This window comes from Saccharothrix texasensis (assembly GCF_003752005.1).
Classification (GTDB): domain Bacteria; phylum Actinomycetota; class Actinomycetes; order Mycobacteriales; family Pseudonocardiaceae; genus Actinosynnema; species Actinosynnema texasense.
The window spans coordinates 3437572-3454797 of the sequence record NZ_RJKM01000001.1 but is presented as its reverse complement, the minus strand read 5'-3'; the positions used below and the strand labels follow the sequence as shown (position 1 = coordinate 3454797).

Annotated in this window: 18 protein-coding genes, 2 rRNA genes and 1 pseudogene; 6 read left to right on the top strand and 15 right to left on the bottom strand. The window is 68.1% G+C overall.

Features of this window, described 5'->3' with window-relative positions; genetic code table 11:
• Positions 1–274 precede the first annotated feature (274 nt).
• A 23S ribosomal RNA gene (locus tag EDD40_RS14005) occupies positions 275–3355 on the top strand.
• A 110-nt stretch (positions 3356–3465) separates the two neighbouring features.
• Positions 3466–3582: ribosomal RNA gene (gene rrf / locus EDD40_RS14000) — 5S ribosomal RNA — on the top strand.
• Between the two features lie 500 nt (positions 3583–4082).
• On the opposite strand, the pseudogene EDD40_RS13995 reads toward rrf, so the two are convergent.
• Together EDD40_RS13995 and EDD40_RS13990 are read right to left on the bottom strand one after the other, a co-directional pair.
• Positions 4083–4409: pseudogene (locus EDD40_RS13995) on the bottom strand (nucleotide pyrophosphohydrolase); the annotation flags it as partial.
• A complete protein-coding gene (locus EDD40_RS13990) occupies positions 4406–5317 on the bottom strand; it encodes an AraC family transcriptional regulator (protein WP_123743293.1) in 912 nt (303 codons plus the stop codon). The pseudogene EDD40_RS13995 and the gene EDD40_RS13990, both read right to left, overlap by 4 nt.
• A 98-nt stretch (positions 5318–5415) precedes the next feature.
• Between EDD40_RS13990 and EDD40_RS13985 the strand changes: the two genes are divergently transcribed.
• Positions 5416–6264 carry an NAD(P)H-binding protein gene (locus EDD40_RS13985; protein ID WP_211348171.1) on the top strand — a complete coding sequence of 283 codons (849 nt, stop codon included), beginning with the start codon at positions 5416–5418 and terminating at the stop codon, positions 6262–6264.
• Here the strand turns inward: EDD40_RS13985 and EDD40_RS13980 are convergent.
• Both EDD40_RS13980 and EDD40_RS13975 read right to left on the bottom strand, forming a co-directional pair.
• The gene (locus tag EDD40_RS13980) at positions 6245–7279 is read right to left on the bottom strand and encodes a helix-turn-helix domain-containing protein (protein ID WP_123743292.1); all 1035 of its coding nucleotides are present in this window, start codon (positions 7277–7279) and stop codon (positions 6245–6247) included. The genes EDD40_RS13985 and EDD40_RS13980 overlap by 20 nt on opposite strands.
• A gap of 23 nt (positions 7280–7302) precedes the next feature.
• Positions 7303–7947, bottom strand: a complete 645-nt coding sequence (locus EDD40_RS13975; protein WP_148088800.1) for a hypothetical protein — start codon at positions 7945–7947, stop codon at positions 7303–7305.
• A 74-nt stretch (positions 7948–8021) separates the two neighbouring features.
• Between EDD40_RS13975 and EDD40_RS44375 the strand changes: the two genes are divergently transcribed.
• The gene (locus EDD40_RS44375) at positions 8022–8147 is read left to right on the top strand and encodes a hypothetical protein (protein ID WP_281277787.1); all 126 of its coding nucleotides are present in this window, start codon (positions 8022–8024) and stop codon (positions 8145–8147) included.
• Positions 8147–9319, top strand: coding sequence for a PP2C family protein-serine/threonine phosphatase (locus EDD40_RS13970; protein WP_123748008.1), 1173 nt, complete (start codon positions 8147–8149; stop codon positions 9317–9319). The genes EDD40_RS44375 and EDD40_RS13970 overlap by 1 nt, the downstream gene beginning before the upstream one ends.
• Positions 9320–9329: 10 nt before the next feature.
• On the opposite strand, the gene EDD40_RS13965 is transcribed toward EDD40_RS13970, so the two are convergent.
• From EDD40_RS13965 to EDD40_RS13955, 3 genes are all read right to left on the bottom strand, one after another.
• Positions 9330–9872: a hypothetical protein gene (locus EDD40_RS13965; RefSeq protein ID WP_123743290.1), complete on the bottom strand. Its 543-nt coding sequence runs from the start codon at positions 9870–9872 to the stop codon at positions 9330–9332.
• A gap of 106 nt (positions 9873–9978) precedes the next feature.
• Complete coding sequence (locus tag EDD40_RS13960; RefSeq protein ID WP_123743289.1) at positions 9979–10344, bottom strand: peptidase inhibitor family I36 protein; 366 nt, start codon at positions 10342–10344, stop codon at positions 9979–9981.
• 66 nt (positions 10345–10410) lie between these two features.
• Positions 10411–11259 carry a DUF72 domain-containing protein gene (locus tag EDD40_RS13955; protein WP_123743288.1) on the bottom strand — a complete coding sequence of 283 codons (849 nt, stop codon included), beginning with the start codon at positions 11257–11259 and terminating at the stop codon, positions 10411–10413.
• A gap of 78 nt (positions 11260–11337) precedes the next feature.
• Here EDD40_RS13955 and EDD40_RS13950 point away from each other — a divergent pair, with 78 nt between their 5' ends.
• A complete protein-coding gene (locus tag EDD40_RS13950) occupies positions 11338–12075 on the top strand; it encodes an arylamine N-acetyltransferase family protein (protein WP_123743287.1) in 738 nt (245 codons plus the stop codon).
• A gap of 35 nt (positions 12076–12110) precedes the next feature.
• Here the strand turns inward: EDD40_RS13950 and EDD40_RS13945 are convergent, their stop codons facing one another.
• The 8 genes from EDD40_RS13945 to EDD40_RS13915 all read right to left on the bottom strand — a co-directional run bounded on the left by EDD40_RS13945 (position 12111) and on the right by EDD40_RS13915 (position 17172).
• The gene (locus EDD40_RS13945; protein WP_123748007.1) at positions 12111–12848 is read right to left on the bottom strand and encodes a DUF72 domain-containing protein; all 738 of its coding nucleotides are present in this window, start codon (positions 12846–12848) and stop codon (positions 12111–12113) included.
• 35 nt (positions 12849–12883) lie between these two features.
• Entirely contained in the window at positions 12884–13285 is a 402-nt protein-coding gene (locus tag EDD40_RS13940) for a hypothetical protein (RefSeq protein ID WP_246037657.1), read from the bottom strand.
• Positions 13286–13623: 338 nt separating this feature from the next.
• Entirely contained in the window at positions 13624–14658 is a 1035-nt protein-coding gene (locus tag EDD40_RS13935) for a hypothetical protein (protein ID WP_148088799.1), read from the bottom strand.
• Between the two features lie 95 nt (positions 14659–14753).
• A complete protein-coding gene (locus EDD40_RS13930; RefSeq protein WP_123743284.1) occupies positions 14754–15518 on the bottom strand; it encodes a hypothetical protein in 765 nt (254 codons plus the stop codon).
• Complete coding sequence (locus EDD40_RS13925) at positions 15515–15841, bottom strand: hypothetical protein (RefSeq protein ID WP_123743283.1); 327 nt, start codon at positions 15839–15841, stop codon at positions 15515–15517. The genes EDD40_RS13930 and EDD40_RS13925 overlap by 4 nt, the downstream gene beginning before the upstream one ends.
• Positions 15838–16440, bottom strand: a complete 603-nt coding sequence (locus EDD40_RS13920; RefSeq protein ID WP_148088798.1) for a YbaB/EbfC family nucleoid-associated protein — start codon at positions 16438–16440, stop codon at positions 15838–15840. The genes EDD40_RS13925 and EDD40_RS13920 overlap by 4 nt, the downstream gene beginning before the upstream one ends.
• 161 nt (positions 16441–16601) lie before the next feature.
• Positions 16602–16727 carry a hypothetical protein gene (locus tag EDD40_RS44370; protein WP_281277786.1) on the bottom strand — a complete coding sequence of 42 codons (126 nt, stop codon included), beginning with the start codon at positions 16725–16727 and terminating at the stop codon, positions 16602–16604.
• Between the two features lie 34 nt (positions 16728–16761).
• Positions 16762–17172, bottom strand: coding sequence for an HNH endonuclease (locus EDD40_RS13915; protein ID WP_123743281.1), 411 nt, complete (start codon positions 17170–17172; stop codon positions 16762–16764).
• Positions 17173–17226: the final 54 nt, after the last annotated feature.

The window sequence follows — 17226 nt, the reverse complement described above, 5'->3', positions numbered from 1 at the left end:
TTGCTCAATGATGTGGATGCTGGCTATATACAGAATCTGGGATCGTCCGGGGAGTTAGTACTGTCCGTAAGGGCATGGAAGGGTCTCCCGAGGGTTCGAGTCTTCTGTTCGGTACGCTGTTGGGTCCTGAGAGAACACGTGAGTGTCTCTTTCAGCGAGAAACGACAGGACGGTCTCCGTCCGCGAACCGCCGGGTTGTCCGGTAGGCGTGGGCAGTAGCGGGATGGTGTCTGGTTGTTCTTTGAGAACTGCACAGTGGATGCGAGCATCTTTGTGGCAAGTTATTAAGGGCACACGGTGGATGCCTTGGCACCAGGAGCCGATGAAGGACGTAGGAGACTGCGAAAAGCCTTGGGGAGCTGTCAACCGAGCTGAGATCCAAGGGTATCCGAATGGGGAAACCCGGCCCCAGTCATGTGGGGTCACCCACGCCTGAACACATAGGGCGTGTGGAGGGAACGCGGGGAAGTGAAACATCTCAGTACCCGCAGGAAGAGAAAACAACCGTGATTCCGTGAGTAGTGGCGAGCGAAAGCGGAAGAGGCTAAACCGTATTCGTGTGATACCCGGCAGGGGTTGCGTGTACGGGGTCGTGGGACTTACTGGCCGGTTCTGCCGGACTGGCAAGGAGTCATAAAATGTCGTGGTTAGCGGAACGCGTCTGGAAAGCGTGGCCGTAGAGGGTGAGAGTCCCGTACGTGAAAACCCGACATCTCCTAGTGATGTTCCCAAGTAGCAGCGTACTCGTGAAATTCGCTGTGAATCTGGCGGGACCACCCGCTAAGCCTGAATACTACCTGGTGACCGATAGCGGACTAGTACCGTGAGGGAAAGGTGAAAAGTACCCCGGGAGGGGAGTGAAATAGTACCTGAAACCGTGTGCCTACAATCCGTCGGAGCCTTTAGGGGTGACGGCGTGCCTTTTGAAGAATGAGCCTGCGAGTTAGTGCTGCGTGGCGAGGTTAACCCGTGTGGGGTAGCCGTAGCGAAAGCGAGTCCGAATAGGGCGTGTGAGTCGCGTGGTCTAGACCCGAAGCGGAGTGATCTAGCCATGGCCAGGGTGAAGCGTGGGTAAGACCGCGTGGAGGCCCGAACCCACCAGGGTTGAAAACCTGGGGGATGAGCTGTGGTTAGGGGTGAAAGGCCAATCAAACTCCGTGATAGCTGGTTCTCCCCGAAATGCATTTAGGTGCAGCGTCGTGTGTTTCGTGCCGGAGGTAGAGCACTGGATGGTCTAGGGGGCCCACAAGCTTACCGAAATCAACCAAACTCCGAATGCCGGTACGTGAGAGCGCGGCAGTGAGACTGCGGGGGATAAGCTTCGTAGTCGAGAGGGAAACAGCCCAGAACGCCGGCTAAGGCCCCTAAGTGTGTGCTAAGTGGGAAAGGATGTGGGGTCGCCCAGACAACCAGGAGGTTGGCTTAGAAGCAGCCACCCTTTAAAGAGTGCGTAATAGCTCACTGGTCAAGTGGTCCTGCGCCGACAATGTAGCGGGGCTCAAGCACACCGCCGAAGCCGTGTCATTTCGATTTAGGTCGGGATGGGTAGGGGAGCGTCGTTCAGCCATTGAAGCGCCGGAGTGATCCAGGTGTGGAGGCTGGACGAGTGAGAATGCAGGCATGAGTAGCGAAAGACGAGTGAGAAACTCGTCCGCCGGATGACCAAGGGTTCCTGGGCCAGGCTAATCCGCCCAGGGTAAGTCGGGACCTAAGGCGAGGCCGACAGGCGTAGTCGATGGACAACGGGTTGATATTCCCGTACCCGTGTGAACGCGCCCATGGCGAACCTTGTGATACTAACCGCCCGAAGCCCGCTCTGATTCTTCGGATGAGGGGCGATGTGGAGCGCGGGACCTGAACTTGTAGTAGTCAAGCGATGGGGTGACGCAGGAGGGTAGCTCCGCCAGTGAGTGGTAGTACTGGTGTAAGCGTGTAGGGAGAGTTGTAGGCAAATCCGCAGCTCATATATCCTGAGACGTGATGCATAGCCGATTGAGGCGAAGTAGAGTGATCCCATGCTGCCGAGAAAAGCCTCTAGTGAGTGTTCATGCGGCCCGTACCCCAAACCGACACAGGTGGTCAGGTAGAGAATACCGAGGCGATCGGGCGAACTGTGGTTAAGGAACTCGGCAAAATGCCCCCGTAACTTCGGGAGAAGGGGGGCCGAGGGATTTGAAGCCCCTTGCGGGCTAGGATTTTTCGGCCGCAGAGACCAGCGAGAAGCGACTGTTTACTAAAAACACAGGTCCGTGCGAAGTCGCAAGACGATGTATACGGACTGACGCCTGCCCGGTGCTGGAACGTTAAGGGGACCGGTTAGTCTTTCGGGGCGAAGCTGAGAACTTAAGCGCCAGTAAACGGCGGTGGTAACTATAACCATCCTAAGGTAGCGAAATTCCTTGTCGGGTAAGTTCCGACCTGCACGAATGGCGTAACGACTTCTCGACTGTCTCAACCACAGGCCCGGCGAAATTGCACTACGAGTAAAGATGCTCGTTACGCGCGGCAGGACGGAAAGACCCCGGGACCTTTACTATAGCTTGGTATTGGTGTTCGGTTCGGCTTGTGTAGGATAGGTGGGAGACTGTGAAGCGCTGACGCCAGTCAGTGTGGAGTCGTCGTTGAAATACCACTCTGGTCGTACTGGATGTCTAACCTCGGTCCGTGATCCGGATCAGGGACAGTGCCTGGTGGGTAGTTTAACTGGGGCGGTTGCCTCCCAAAGGGTAACGGAGGCGCTCAAAGGTTCCCTCAGCCTGGTTGGCAATCAGGTGTCGAGTGCAAGTGCACAAGGGAGCTTGACTGTGAGACCGACAGGTCGAGCAGGGACGAAAGTCGGAACTAGTGATCCGGCCATGGCTTGTGGAAGCGTGGTCGCTCAACGGATAAAAGGTACCCCGGGGATAACAGGCTGATCTTGCCCAAGAGTCCATATCGACGGCATGGTTTGGCACCTCGATGTCGGCTCGTCGCATCCTGGGGCTGGAGTAGGTCCCAAGGGTTGGGCTGTTCGCCCATTAAAGCGGTACGCGAGCTGGGTTTAGAACGTCGTGAGACAGTTCGGTCCCTATCCGCCGCGCGCGTAGGATACTTGCGGAAGGCTGTCCCTAGTACGAGAGGACCGGGACGGACGGACCTCTGGTGTGCCAGTTGTCCTGCCAAGGGCATTGCTGGTTGGCTACGTTCGGAAGGGATAACCGCTGAAAGCATCTAAGCGGGAAGCCTGTTCCTAGATGAGGTATCCCACCCCTTTGTGGGTTAAGGCCCCCAAGAGACCATTGGGTTGATAGGCCGGAGATGGAAGGTCGGTAACGGCTGGAGTTGACCGGTACTAATAGGCCGAGGACTTGTCATGAAGACGCTACGCATCCACTGTGCGGTTCTGAAAGAACCGAACCGGACCGTCACGGTCCACCCTTGTGTGGGGTGGGGTGTGGTGCCTACGGGTTGGTAATTTCATAGTGTTTCGGTGGTCATAGCGGTTGGGGAACACCCGGTCCCATTCCGAACCCGGTAGTTAAGCCTTCCAGCGCCGATGGTACTGCACTCGTGAGGGTGTGGGAGAGTAGGACGCCGCCGAACAATTCTTCGCCTTCAGGGGCACCCGGTCAGGGTGCCCCTGAAGGCTTTTTGCGTTCAGCACCGCTCTCGGCGCTCGCTGGTTTCCACGTCACGGCGAACCGTCACTTTCCGGCGGCTTCGACCGCTATACGGGCGACGCGTCTGCCGCGACCGGGTGACGCACCGTTGGCCTGGGTTGTTCATCCATACCGTAGCCGGCATGAGCGGCGGTGGATGGATGAGGGAGGCGCCGGTGCCTTGGCAGGCGCGCAAACTGTCCAGCTGGACATCCAGACGTAGCAGAGGCAGGCACGCACGTGCCCGCCTCGCCTCGGACACACCGATGTGGCCTTCGCTCGTCCTCGGCCTGGTGGTCCTCATCTCCTTGATCTTGTTGTTGTTGACCTACGTCTAGCCCGCCGCCATCAATGCCCGCCCGCGGATTCCGGGCCACCCGCGGATTCCGGGCCACGCGCAGACTCCGGGCCACCTGCGGACTTCGGGACGTCGACCGGCTTCAGATCACCGGTCGGGAAGCGGTGCTCGTTGCGCTCGATCTTGGCGTACGCGGCCTCGACGAGGTCGACGTCCAGCTTGTCGGCCAGCCGCACCAGGTAGTGCATGACGTCGGCCAGCTCGTCGCGCACGTTCCACGCCAGCTCGGGGTCGTCCATCGCGTGCGCGGCCTGCTCGGGCGTGAGCCACTGGAACAGGTCGGTCAGCTCGCCGACTTCCCCGGACAACGCCATCACCAGGTTCTTCGGGGTGTGGTACTCGTCCCAGCCGCGTGCGGCGGCGAACCGGCGCAGCGCGTCTCGCAGCTCTTTCAACTCACCCACAGAAGTCATGCCCGCAGAGCTACCACACGATGGTCGCTGGGCCGCACGCCCCGTACCCGTTTGAACGCGGTGCTGAACGCGAACCCGTCCGCATAACCGACCGCCCGTGCCACGGACCCGATCGTGGCGTCCGGTTTGCCCAGCAGGTCCGCGGCGACGTCCATGCGCCACTGGGTCAGGTAGGTGAGCGGTGGAACGCCGACCAGCGCGGTGAACCGCCGAGCCAACGCCGTCCGTGACACTCCTGCGCGGGCCGCGAGTTCCGCGACCGTCCAAGCGCGCTGTGGCTCGTCGTGCATCGCCCGCAAGGCCGGGCCCACGGTCTCGTCACCCAACGCCCGGTACCACGCGGGCGTGTTCGCGCCGGGCCGGTCGAACCACTCGCGCAGCGCGTACACGAGCAGGAGGTCCAGCAGCCGTTCGAGGACGATGTCCTGCCCGGTCTGGTCCTTCGCCACCTCTGCGGCGAGCACCTCCACGGTGGGGCAGTGCTCCTCGTCGCACGGCACGACGAACGTCGACGGCAGCGCTTTCAGCAGCCGTGCCGCGACGTCACCCTCGACGGAGTAGGCGGCGGTGACCACCAGGGTGTCGCCGTCACCGGAGAGGCCGTAGGTGCGGGTGCCGACGAGCCACTGCTCGCAGTCCACCTCGCGGACCTCGAGCTGAGGCGGTGTGGACGGGTCGTCGGCGAGCACGAACCGCTGCGGTCCGTGGATCAGCGCGAGCGAGCCCGGTCGCAGCAGCACCGGGGTGTCGTCCTCGACCAGCAGCCACGTGTCGCCACGCACGGCGGCGACGAGCGTGAACGGTGTCGTCTCGGTGAACGCCAGCGCCCACGGCGGTGAGGCGAACGAGCGGCACACCTCGGCGCGTCGTGCGCGCAGGCCTCGCAGGAGATCGGCGAGAGCGTCCACACCAGCCACCTGAGCCACGTCGTCCATGTAGACGATTGAACATGCATCCGGGACGGTGAGCCATGTTCCGTCCAGCACGACCTTGGTTGTCTGGTGGCATGACGATCCTGGTTCTCGGCGCGACCGGCAAGACCGGCCGCCGTGTCGTTCCCTCACTCGACGCTCTCGGTGTCGACCACCGCGCCGTGTCCCGCCGCACGGAGATCCGCTTCGACTGGTCGGACCGATCCACCTGGGCGGGTGCGCTCGAAGGCGCCACCGCCGTGTACCTCGTGCCACCGGCGTTGAACCTGGAGGCCGCCGAGGTGGCGGAGTTCGTGCCGCAAGCCGTGGAAGCAGGGGTGCGGCGGATCGTCCTGTTGTCGGCACGCGGCATCCCGGCGGACGACGGCCGTGAGCGCGCCGTGCGGGATTCCGGTGTGGACTGGACGGTCCTGCGACCGACGTGGTTCTCGCAGAACTTCAGCGAGGACTACTTCCTGCCGGAGATCCTGGCCGGCGAGATCGTGCTTCCAACCGGCAGCAAAGCCACCAACACCAACGCCACCAACAGCAACTACGGCCCCCACCCGTTCATCGACGCGCAGGACATCGCCGACGTCGCCGTCGCCGCCTTGACCCAGGACGGGCACGCCGGCGTCACCTACGAGCTGTCCGGCCCGGAAGCGTTGACGTTCGTCGACGTCGTGGCCCGCGTCGGCGAGGTCTCGGGCAGGTCGGTCCGCATCACGGACGTCCCCGCAGCCGACTACACCGCCATGTTGGTGCAGGGCGGCATCGAGGACGCTTACGCCGAGGTGCTGACCATGTCCCTGATCGCGATCCTCGACGGCCACGACGCGGCCCTGTCCGACGGCGTGCCCTCGGTGCTGGGACGTGACGGGCGGCTGTTCGGCGACTACGCGAAGGAAGCGGCCACCGCCTGGGCTATCCCCGAACGAGGGTGAGGTTCGCCCTCGCGGCGCCGGCCGAACCGCCCTCACCGGGCAGCGCCGTGAGCACGAGGCCGAACACGAGCCCGTTCAGCTCTTCCACGTCCAACAGGAGCTCACGGGCGACACCGTGCGGCGTGGTGCCCTGGGCGCGCAGGGCCCGGAAGACCTTCGTGAGCAGCTGGGACGTCTCGCGGTGAGCCATTCCCGCCGCACGGCGGGCCAGCTGGGCGCACACGGTCGCGTGCTGCGGCCGGGTCAGCAGGCCGAGTTCCCGCAGCCGGTGCGCCAGGTCCACCGGGTCGACGTGCCAGGTGGCGCTGTGCGCGACGACCTGCTCGGTCAGCGGCCCTCGGGACACCGCGGCCAGCACCCCGGCCCGGGGCAGCAGGAACGCGGTGGCGAACGTTTGCGCCTCCGCCGCCCCGGTCAGCGGCCCGAGGGTCAACCGGCCGAGCTCGCGGGCCGCGTCGACGCGGGCCTGACCCGGTGAGGCCGTCGGGTCGAGGAAGACGTACGGGGTGCCGGCGTGGCGGCAGGAGAACGGGCCGACCGCGGCGCAGTCCGGCGGCAGGGAGAAGACCCGCACGCCGTGCGCCTCCAGCAGGTGCACCAGATTCGGCGCGGGCCGGTGCGGGATGCCCCAGCGGGCGCGCAGCACTTCGGCGGCGGTCTCCGGGTCGGGGTGCTCCCACGTCGGCACGTCCGGCTCGGGGAGGGTGAAGGCGCGGGTCAGCCAGCCGTCGAAGCCGATGGCCAGGCGGGCGGCGCCCACTGCGGCGTCCCGCTGCCGCTTGGCCGCCGGTCTGGTGAACGCCACTTCGACGTCGGGCACGTCGTCGGCTTCGAGGAAACCCGGCGGGAAGCCCAAGGCCTCGGTGAGCCTGGCGGTGGTGGCCGGTCGCGGTTGGCGGCGGCCGTGCTCGTAGTCGCCGATGCTCGCCGGGCTCGTGCCCGCCTTGCGCGCCAGTTCCACCGCGGTGAGACCGCGACGGGTCCGGGCGAGGACGAGGCGGGAGGGCGTGAGCATGATCGCGCCATTCTCGCACCCGCCTACCGGCGCGGCGTGACGGTGACGTCCACCTCGTCGGGGCCGTCCGGGCCGTGCGGGTCGCGTGGCGCGGGCAGCGGGCCGAACACCAGCGGCGGCAACGTGATCCGGTGCGCCCACCGGTCCACGACCTGGCCCTGCGGCGTGGGTTCCGGCTGCGCCACCTCGCGCAGCACGACCAGCCGTTCACCTTCCTGCTGCGGGTAGGTGACCAGGAACCACAGCTTCCACTCGTGCGCGTGCAGCGAGTCGAAGAGGGTGAACTGGTCCCGGTCGTTGCCGCGCATCATGGCGGCGATGGCCGGGCCCTTGGCGTAGTCGCTGCGCAGGGGAGCGCCGGGTGTGCCGGTGTGGCGGTTGCCTTGGAGCGTGCCGAGCACGACCGGTTTGGTGGGGTGCTGGACGAGGCCCGCGTTCCACTTGTCGACGCGCGTCCACCCCTCGGCCACGAGGACCTCGCGGAGTCTGCCGACCCGGTGGATCCAGTCGAGCAGGCCGGCGCCGTTCGTCGGCCCGAGCGGCGGCGCGGAGGCCCGGGCGTCGACCCCGGCCCAGATCGCCTCGTCCAGGTGGTCGGTGCGCAGGCCCAGCTCGGCCAGCTGGGCGTGGTGCTCGGCGGTCAGCTCGGTGGCGGTCGACATCCTCATGCCGGCACGGTAACCCCGACCACCGACAATCCTGTCGGCCTGTGCGCGCCCGCAAAAGTGACACGATGGTGGGCGTGGACGTGAACAGCAGGGGCGACGCGGTCGTGACCGGCGACGCCGACGGCCCCGTCGTGATGCTCTCGCACGGCTTCGCGGTCGCCGATCTCGCGGTCGCCGATCTCGTGGAGGCCGCCGCGTGATGTGCGACCGCGAGGCGTTCTCGGCGATGCTGGAAGACAGCGAGGAAGACCTCTACGAGAACGCGCCGTGCGGCTACCTGTCCACCATGCTGGACGGGCAGATCGCGAAGGTGAACGGGACGCTGCTGCGCTGGCTGGGGTACTCGCGCGAGCAGCTGGTGGGTCGGCGGCGGTTCGCGGACCTGCTCAGCGTCGGCGGCAGGCTCTACCACGAGACGCACTTCGCGCCGCTGCTGCGGATGCAGGGCCGGATCGGCGGGGTGGCGCTGGAGATGGTCGCCGCCGACGGCACCCGGCTGCCGGTGCTGGTGAACTCCACCGTGAAGACCGGCGGTGACGGTGAACCGCTGCTGATCCGCACCACGGTGTTCGACGCCAGCGACCGCCGCGCCTACGAACGGGAGCTGCTGCGCGCCACGCAGGCGGCCGAGCGGGAACGCGACGAGATCCGGCAGCTCGCCACGACGTTGCAGCGCACCCTGCTGCCGCCGGTGCTGCCCGCCGTGCCGGGCGTGGAGACCGCGACGCACTACCACCACGCGTCGCCGTTCGAGGTGGGCGGCGACTTCTACGACCTGTTCCCGCTCGCCGACGGGCGGTGGGCGTTGTTCCTCGGCGACGTGTGCGGCAAGGGTGCGAACGCGGCCGCGGTGACGTCCCTGACCCGCTACACGCTGCGTTCGGCGGCCGTGTACGACCCGGACCCGGCCACGGTGCTGACCAACCTGAACACCGTGCTCAACCAGGAGCCGGGGACGCGGTTCTGCACGGTGACGTTCGGCGTGCTGACCGTCGAGGAGGACGGTGTCTCGCTCACCCTGGCCGCCGGCGGCCACCCGCCCGGCCTGCTGCTGCGGGCGGACGGCACGGTGACGGAGGTGACGATGCCCGGTGGCCAGCTGATCGGGATCCTGCCCGACGCGCGGATCGCCACCACGACCGTCCGCCTGGCCGCCGGTGACACGTTCGTGCTGTACACGGACGGGCTGATCGAAGCCAGGACCGGCGGCGACACCCGGTACAGCGAGGAGCAGCTGCTGGCGTTCGCGGCCACGCTCACCCCGGTGTCCGCGGCGGGCGCCGTCGACGCGCTCGTGGGTCTGCTGGAGCGGCTCGGCAAGGGCGTCGAGGACGACACCGCTGTGCTGGCCATCGGCGTCCCGGCGGGCTGACGCCCCCAGGTCACGCCCTGGTGGTCGGCGGCCTGAACAACCGGCGACCCGTGACCAGGGCGATGGTGGTGAGCGCCAGGGGTGTGGCCAGCAGGAGCACCAGCACCCACACAGCAGGCCAGGAGAGGTCGCGCCCGTCCCGGTCGAGCGGCGCCGACGACAGGCCCCGGGACAGTCCCAGGGACAGGCCGACGAACGCGAACGTGGTCATGAACAGCGACGACGTCCACGCCACGACGATCCCCGACCGCAGCTCACCGACCTCTTGGAGGTCGAGGTGCTCGGTCGACACGTGACGGCGGGCGGCGAACAGGAAGACGCCCGTCAGGACCACCATGAGCATGCTGCTGCCGACGAGGGCCCAGCTGAAGACGCCGAGCGCCGGGTGCACGCGGGGCAGCCGCCCGCCGAACACGGCCAGCAGCGGGATCAGCGCGAGGCAGGCGGTGATCAGCAGCACGGCGACCCGCCGGCACGTCGCGCGGATCCGGTGCGCGCGCGGCGCCGGAACCCACAGGTAGCGCGGTGGCAGGGGCGGCGGCGGGTAGCTCACGGTTCTACCGATCCGGTCGGAACGACCTCGTGTGTGCTGGTCAGCAGGTTCTTGTGACAGGACGTTGCCGGTCAGGCGTGGTGCGTGATCATGGGGACGGGCTCGTTCACGGCTCCCAGACCTGGATCGCCCGGACCACGAACGGCGCGTCCGGGACGTACGTGCCCTTGCCCGGGTAGGTGGTGAACTCGGCCTCGGTCGAGCACGTTTCGCGCTGGTAGACGGACGTGTCCCGGGTCAGGTTGTTCACGAACGACCGCGCCACGAAACCGTCGGGCAGCGGGATGCACTCGCGGGGGTTCGCCGACTCCAGGTCGAGGCGGTGGGAGTCACCGCTGTAGCCGGCGGCCGACCACACGCAGAACTCGCCCCGGTCGCACGCGGGGCCCGGTTGGTGCGCCGCGGCGGTGCCGCTCGACGTCAGGGCGCCGGCGGTGAGGGCCAGCGCGGTCACGAGGGTGCGGGTCGTCATTCGGATCACCTCCACCGCACCAGAGTGCTGCGGCCGGCGGCGGCGTGGCGGCGCGGAGGCCGTCGTTCACCTCATCGTGTGGGCCCGCTGGGGTTTGGGCCGGGCGAGGTGAGCGGCGAGGCGGAGGGCGTCGTGCGGGGCGGCGGCGTCCGTGTCGTTGTCGAAGTAGACGTGGACGTCGTGCTCGGCGGCCCACCCGCGGATCTTCGCCGACCACTCGTCCAGCTCGTCGTCGGTGTAGCTGCCGACGTACAAGGCCTGGTTGCCGTGCAGCCGGACGTAGGCGAAGTCCGCCGTGACGTCTTCGAGGTACGGGAACCGGCCGGCGGAGTGGGAGACGACGAGCGCGATGCCGTGCGCGCGGAGCAGGTCGAGGAACTCCGGCACCAGGAACGTGGGGTGCCGGACCTCCAGCGCGTGCCGCAGGGGCCGGTCGGCGTCGGTGGTGGTCCAGGCGCGGTCGGGGGACAGGCGTTCGTCGTGCCGTTCGGCGAGCTCGGCCGCGGCGGTCGTCGTGCGGGGCAGGAGGTTGAAGAACGTGGTGAGGCGGTCCGGGTCATAAGCCGTCGACGGGGGCAACTGCCACAGCACGGGCCCGAGCTTGGGGCCGAGGGCGAGCATCCCGGAGGCGAAGAAGTTCGCCAACGGGACCTCCACGTCCCGCAACTGCTTGAGGTGCGTGATGAACCGCCCGCCTTTGACCGCGAACAAGAAGTCCTCCGGCGTCTGCCGCGCCCACGCCTGGTAGCTCGACGGCCGCTGCAACGAGTAGAACGACCCGTTCAACTCGACCGACGACATGAGCCCGGAGATGTGCTCCAACTCCCGCCGCTGCACCAGGCCCTTCGGGTAGAACGCACCCCGCCACGTCGGGTAGACCCACCCTGATGTCCCGATCCGCACCTCACCAGCCACGTGCGCCGGGTACCCGGATGATCTCCGGCGTACCCCGCGCTTGACCTCCACCGCGCTCGATGGTGCAGGTTGGTGCGCATGGACGACCGGACGCTTGACGCCTACCTGGCCAGGATCGGCGCGACGCGCGCCAACACCCTGGTCGAGCTGCACGAGCTGCACCTCGCCTCGGTGCCCTTCGAGAACCTGGGCATCCACTTGGGCGAGGAGATCGTGCTCGACGAGGACCTGCTGGTCGGCAAGGTCGTCGACCGGCGGCGTGGTGGGTTCTGCTACGAGCTCAACGGCGCGTTCGCGGCGCTGTTGAGGGCGTTGGGGCACGACGTGCAGATGCTGTCGGCGAAGGTGTTCGTGGACGGCGGGTTCGGGCCGCCGTTCGACCACATGGCGCTGCGCGTGGGCGATCTGCTGGTGGACGTCGGTTTCGGCCGGTTCAGCCTGCGGCCGTTGGACCTGGTCAGCCGGGAGGACCAGGGTGATCCCGCCGGGGTGTTCCGGCTGGTCGACACGCCTGAGGGCGATGTGGACGTCCTGTTCGACGGCGTGCCCCAGTACCGCCTCGAACTGCGCCCGCGCGCGCTGGAGGAGTTTCGCGCCACGTGCTGGTACCAGCAGACGTGGCCGGGGTCGCCGTTCCGGCGTGGCGCGACCTGCTCGCTGCCCACGGCGACCGGGCGGGTCACCATCGCCGGGAACAAGCTGATCACCACGACCGGTGGTGACAAGGCGGTCGAGGAGTTGGACGACGACGCGCTGCTGGACGCCTACGCCGAGCACTTCGGCGTCGTGCTGGACCGCGTGCCCCGGCTCGGCTGAGACCGGCTCCGACCCGGGTGCGGACCGGTCCCGGCTCAGCCGAGGCGCTCGGCGAGCGCGAGGGCGTCGAACGGCGCGGCGCCGCCCATCGTGTTGTCGAAGTAGACGTACACGTCACGCGCGGCCGACCACTCGCGGAACCGGGACGCCCAGCGGTCCAGGGCCTGGTCGGAGTACGCGCTGACGTACAGCTCCTCGTCACCGTGCAGGCGGGCGTAGACGAAGTCGGTGGTGAGCTCGTGCGGTTCCGGGAAACGGCCGGCGGACTCGGCGACGACGAGCGCGATGCCGTGCCGCGCCAGCACCTCCACCAGTTCGGGCGTGTCCCAGCTCGGGTGCCGCACCTCGATCGCGTGCCGGACCGGCGGGCCCGGCAGCAGGTCCAGGAACGAGGCGAACCGCTCGGGCCGCCACGGCAGCGACGGCGGCAGCTGCCACAGGATCGGTCCGAGCTTCGGCCCGAGGTCCAGGACACCGGAGTCGAAGAACTCCTCCACGTCCTTGGCGACGTCGCGTAATCGCTTGGTGTGCGTGATCTCCCGATGTCCTTTGACGGCGAACACGAAGTTCTCGGGGGTGCGTTCGAACCACGACTTGAAGTCCGTCGGTTTGCGCAGCCCGTAGAAGGAGCCGTTGATCTCGACCGTGTCGAGCCGCCGTGACAGGAACTGCAATTCCAGCCGTTGCTGCAATCCGCGCGGGTAGAAACCGCCGCGCCACTCGGGATAGCGCCAGCCGGACGTGCCGATTCGGATTTCACCCACGGTGACGATGTTGCCCATCGATGTGACCGCCCAAACGTGTGCCGCTAGAAGCCCGCGCCGTCCAACGCACCGCTCACCACGCGATCCACCCGCGCTTGCTGCGGATCACGCGCCAACGCCTCCGTGCACGGGCAGCCGGCCAGGTCGTTGCCGCACAGGTACACGCCGAGCACCCGCAGGCTGCGCGCCGTCTGCCGCAACCGCGCCGCACCCCGCAACCGCACCTGCCCGTACACCGCCTTCGCGAGCTGGTACGGCACACCGGGCCCGTAGTCGACGCACGCCTGGCTGTCCAACTCCTCCGCCACGTGCGCGATGGGCCGGCACCCGTACGCCCGCGCCGCCCGCACGAGCCGCTGGTCCAACCTCGACACGAGCCGCTTGGCCACCTCGTCCCGCCACGCCCGGTCCGCGCGGAGGTGGGCGACCAACTCCTCGACTCGCACCGGGTCGGGCCGTGGCCGGCGGGCGCGCGCTCTTCGTCGTTGCGACGTCATGACACTGAAGATCGTGCGTCGCACCGCGTCGTGAGCACCCCTCACCCGCCTGCGAGGTCAGAGCACTCGCACGCACTAGTACCTCGGACACCGAGAGACACTGCCGCCTGCCCTCAGCGTGCTGTTTCCCCGTGGAACAGCACGCTCGACCTGCGCGATCCCGCGTGTGATCAGCTGTTTCCGATCAGCTCGTGGAGGGGCGCTGGACCAGCTGTGGGTGACAGCTCGGGCGACCCTGTTCGTCGTTGTAGGACAAACCTCCCTCCGCGTTTCAGGCGGCACCCGTTTCAGCCCGCCGTCGGGCCTGGCCGGCGTGCGGTGGCGGGTGATGGGAACAGGCGCCGGGCGGCGAAGAACGCGATGCCCGTGAGTGCCCCCGGCGTGACCATGAGCGACAGCACCACCCACGCGGCGGCCGGGTAGCGGACGGCCTCTCCGGCTGGGCCGCCGGCCGGCATCGAGAGCGCCAGTGCCAGGCCCACACCGGAGAACACCGTGGAGAACAGGCCGAATCCCCAGATCACACCGAGCGACCTGCGCGTCGTCAGCGCTCCGTGCAGGTCGAGGTGTTCGTCCCGCACGTGCCGGCGAGCGCCGCGCAGCACGGTGGCCGCGACGAACACCTGGACCAGGCCGATGGTCGCGAACGTCCAGCTGAGGAAGCCGAGCGCCGGGTAGAGCGGGGGCAGCCGGTCACCGAGCAGCACGATCGTCGGAACGAGCAGCACACCGGCGGTGAGCAGCGCCGTGCCGAGCCGCCCGCAGGCCCTGCGGACCTCGTGCGTGCGCGCCGCCGTGATCCACACGTAGCGCTGGGGCGACGGCGGAAGCGGGTAGGTCGTGGCCCCGGCCCCACCCACAGCCGGAGTCACCGCTGCGCCTTGGCGGACAGCGGGTGGAACGGGGTCCAGGAGACGGCGACCCACGAAGAACAGGACACCGGTCAGCACCGGGGGAGCGGCCAGCAGGCACAGTTGCGCCCACACCCCGACCGTGAAGCGCACCTCCGGGTGCAGGGGGTTGCCGACTTGGCTCACGACCGTGCCGAGGAACGCGAAGCAGGCCAGAGCCGAGAAGACCACCGCTGCGGCCCACATCCCGACCAGCAGGCGCTTCGTCCGCCGTGCGCCCGCCGCGTCGAGGTAGCCGCCGTGGAGGTGGGCTCGGACCCCCGTCAGGCCCAGTGCGGCGTAGAGCACGCTGAGCACCGAAGCCGCGCCGACGATCCACGCCATCGTGTTCATCGGGTGGTACGCGGTCGGAAGGCGCAAGCCGAGCAGCACGATCGCCGTCGCGAGCACCAGGCTCGCGACGGCGAACAACCGACCGGTCGAAGCGCAGGCAGCGTGGACGTGCCGGGCACGCGGCTCCGAGATCCACACGAGCGCCGAGGGCGGTGGACCCGGCGCCGGTCGGATCACGACCCCGGCCGCCAATCCGACTCGTCACCATCGGTGGCGCTGGCGTCCGCCATCGCCGCGGTGTCGGGCATCGCCCAGTCCGAACCGAGGTCGTGGATCTTCTGCATGATCGCCGTCTGCTCGGTCTCGATCGTGTTGACCTGGGACTTCATCGCCAAGACGGCCGTGCCGATGAGCGCGATGGCCGCGCCGCAGGCCGCGCTCAACGCGGCGATGCCCACCGGAGTGCCCACGACGGTGCACGCGCTCGCGATCGCCCCGACGGCCCCGACCACGAAAGCGCCCAAGGCGAACCACATGGTCATCTGGAAGGACTCGATCGCGTTCGCCAGACTGGTCAGCGAGGTGCGCAACTGGTTGGCGACGTCCTTCACCGCGTTCAGACCGGTCGACTGGGCGGGCACCGCGGAGTGGTAGGCGCGGGCCGCGCGCCCCTCCCACTCGACGGTCGTCCGGAGCTTGTCGAGACCGATGGTGCCCGCGATGTCACCGAGCACGTCGCCGACCTGCGCCACCCACTGCTCTCCCACCTGCTTGAGCCGGTCGGGGTCGCCCCACTGCTCGATCAGGTGGCCGACGTGGTCCCAGAGTTCCGCCACCTTCTCGGACAGCAGCCGCATGCCCTGGACGATGGGGGCGATCATGTGCTCCAGCGGGGCGGGCACCCAGCTCAGGAGACGGTCGACCTGGTCGAAGAACTCTTCGACGTTCCGCTGGGCGTCCTGCGTCTTCTGCTCCACCTGCTGCACGAGCGGGTTCACCGCACGCCCCCCTCGCCGTGGATGCGGTCCATCGCCAACCTGTTGGCTTCCTCTTCGCTCTCGTAGGTGTTCGCGGCGGCGTGCAGGCTCTCGCCGAGGCCGCGGAACGCCTCGACCGCCTGGGCGAGGATGTCCTCCAACGCGAGGCGGGCGTCGTTGTAGATGCGGTCCAAGCCCCGGTCGGCTGCCCATTCGGACATCTCCGCGTCGGTGATCGCGAGTCCGCCGATCGCGGAGCGGGGCGCCTCCAGGTTCTCGGAGGCGGCGGTCCAGAGAGCAGCGTCGGCGCGCATGGCTTCGAGCGCTACGGAGATGTCGGTCATGGCAGCAACCCCACTCGGCGCAGCAGCGTGTTCGGATCACTCACCAGTGCCATGAGTTCGGCGATGGCAGGGCTGTGCGGCCCTTGCGCGAGGTCGGCGGGAGCGCTGCGGGCTCGAAGCGCCCGGAGCACTTCCAGGAGTTCCTGCTCCAGCTCGCTGGTGCGGGCGGTGTGCGCCCAGGTCGGGTCGACGGCGATGTCGAGCACCTGCCCGCGCTGCGCGGTGCCGCGCACGTGTCCGCCTCGACTTCCGGCGGTGACCGATCGGTCGACCACCTCGGCGACCTGTCGCTTGAATCGCTCCAGGTCGGCCGTGACGGCGTCCATGAGCCGCGTCGCCTCGGCCGGCGTGATGCGCGAACCATCGTGCCGCGGGACCGGCGACACGGGCGGCTCGTCCGCCACCGGCCGCTCGACCTGCTTCGCGAGTGCCTGCATGGTGGCCGCGTTCACCGCCGCCGTGACGGCCGACCCCAGACTCCTGGGATCGACGGCCTGCTTCCACCGCGCCGCCAGCGCCACTGCCAGCACGTCGGCCGAGTCGTCGACCGTCACGGTCACGACGCCGCCGGAATCCCGCCCCCGCAGGCCGTCGGCCACGTCGGGAGCGGGTTCCCGCTTCCCACGTGGCCGACGGTCCTCTTCGTCACCCTCTTCGAAGCCGAAGTCGAATGTCTCGCCCACGTCGCCCCCTGCGATCCGTAGTCAATCGACTTCGGACTGTAGCGGGATGGCGAGGCGGGGTGCAGCCGAATCCGGGATTACGTGCCGGCCCGGGTCGCGGTGGTCGGCAGGACTGTGAGCACGGAAGCCCGGGCCGTGGTCAGCGGACCGTTGCGCGCGAAGTCCAGCACCACCTGGAACTGCTCCGAAGTGACGTTCCTCACCACGAACGGATACAGGCGCTCCTGCCGGGGTGGTTCAGCCGGACTCGGAGGGTTCGCTGTCACGTCCACCCGCCGGGTCCTTCAAGCGGCGGAGTTGGGCGGCCAGGTAGGGGCGGGCGCGGCGCCGGCCTCCCCGGTCCCCGATGGCCCGGGACAGGGATTCCAGAGCCCTGGTCACGCGTGCCCGGTCGGGGTGCCAGCCGCGGCGTTCGCACTCGGCCAGCCAGTCGACGGGGGAGCAGTGGCCGCGTTCGCGGTTGCAGCGGCGGCAGGCGGCGACCTCGTTCTCCAGCCACGACGGGCCGCCCTTGACCTTCGGCACCAAGTGGTCCGTGGTCGGGGTGACGTGGCGGGCGAACCGGCGGCGGCACCACGTGCAGTCGTCGCCGTCGCGGAGGACGGCTTCGGCGAGGCGGGTCGCGCGGTCGGGTGCGGTGTCGGACATCGGGGTACCAGGAAAGCACTGCGCCCCGGCCGTCGCACGACAGCCGGGGCGCAG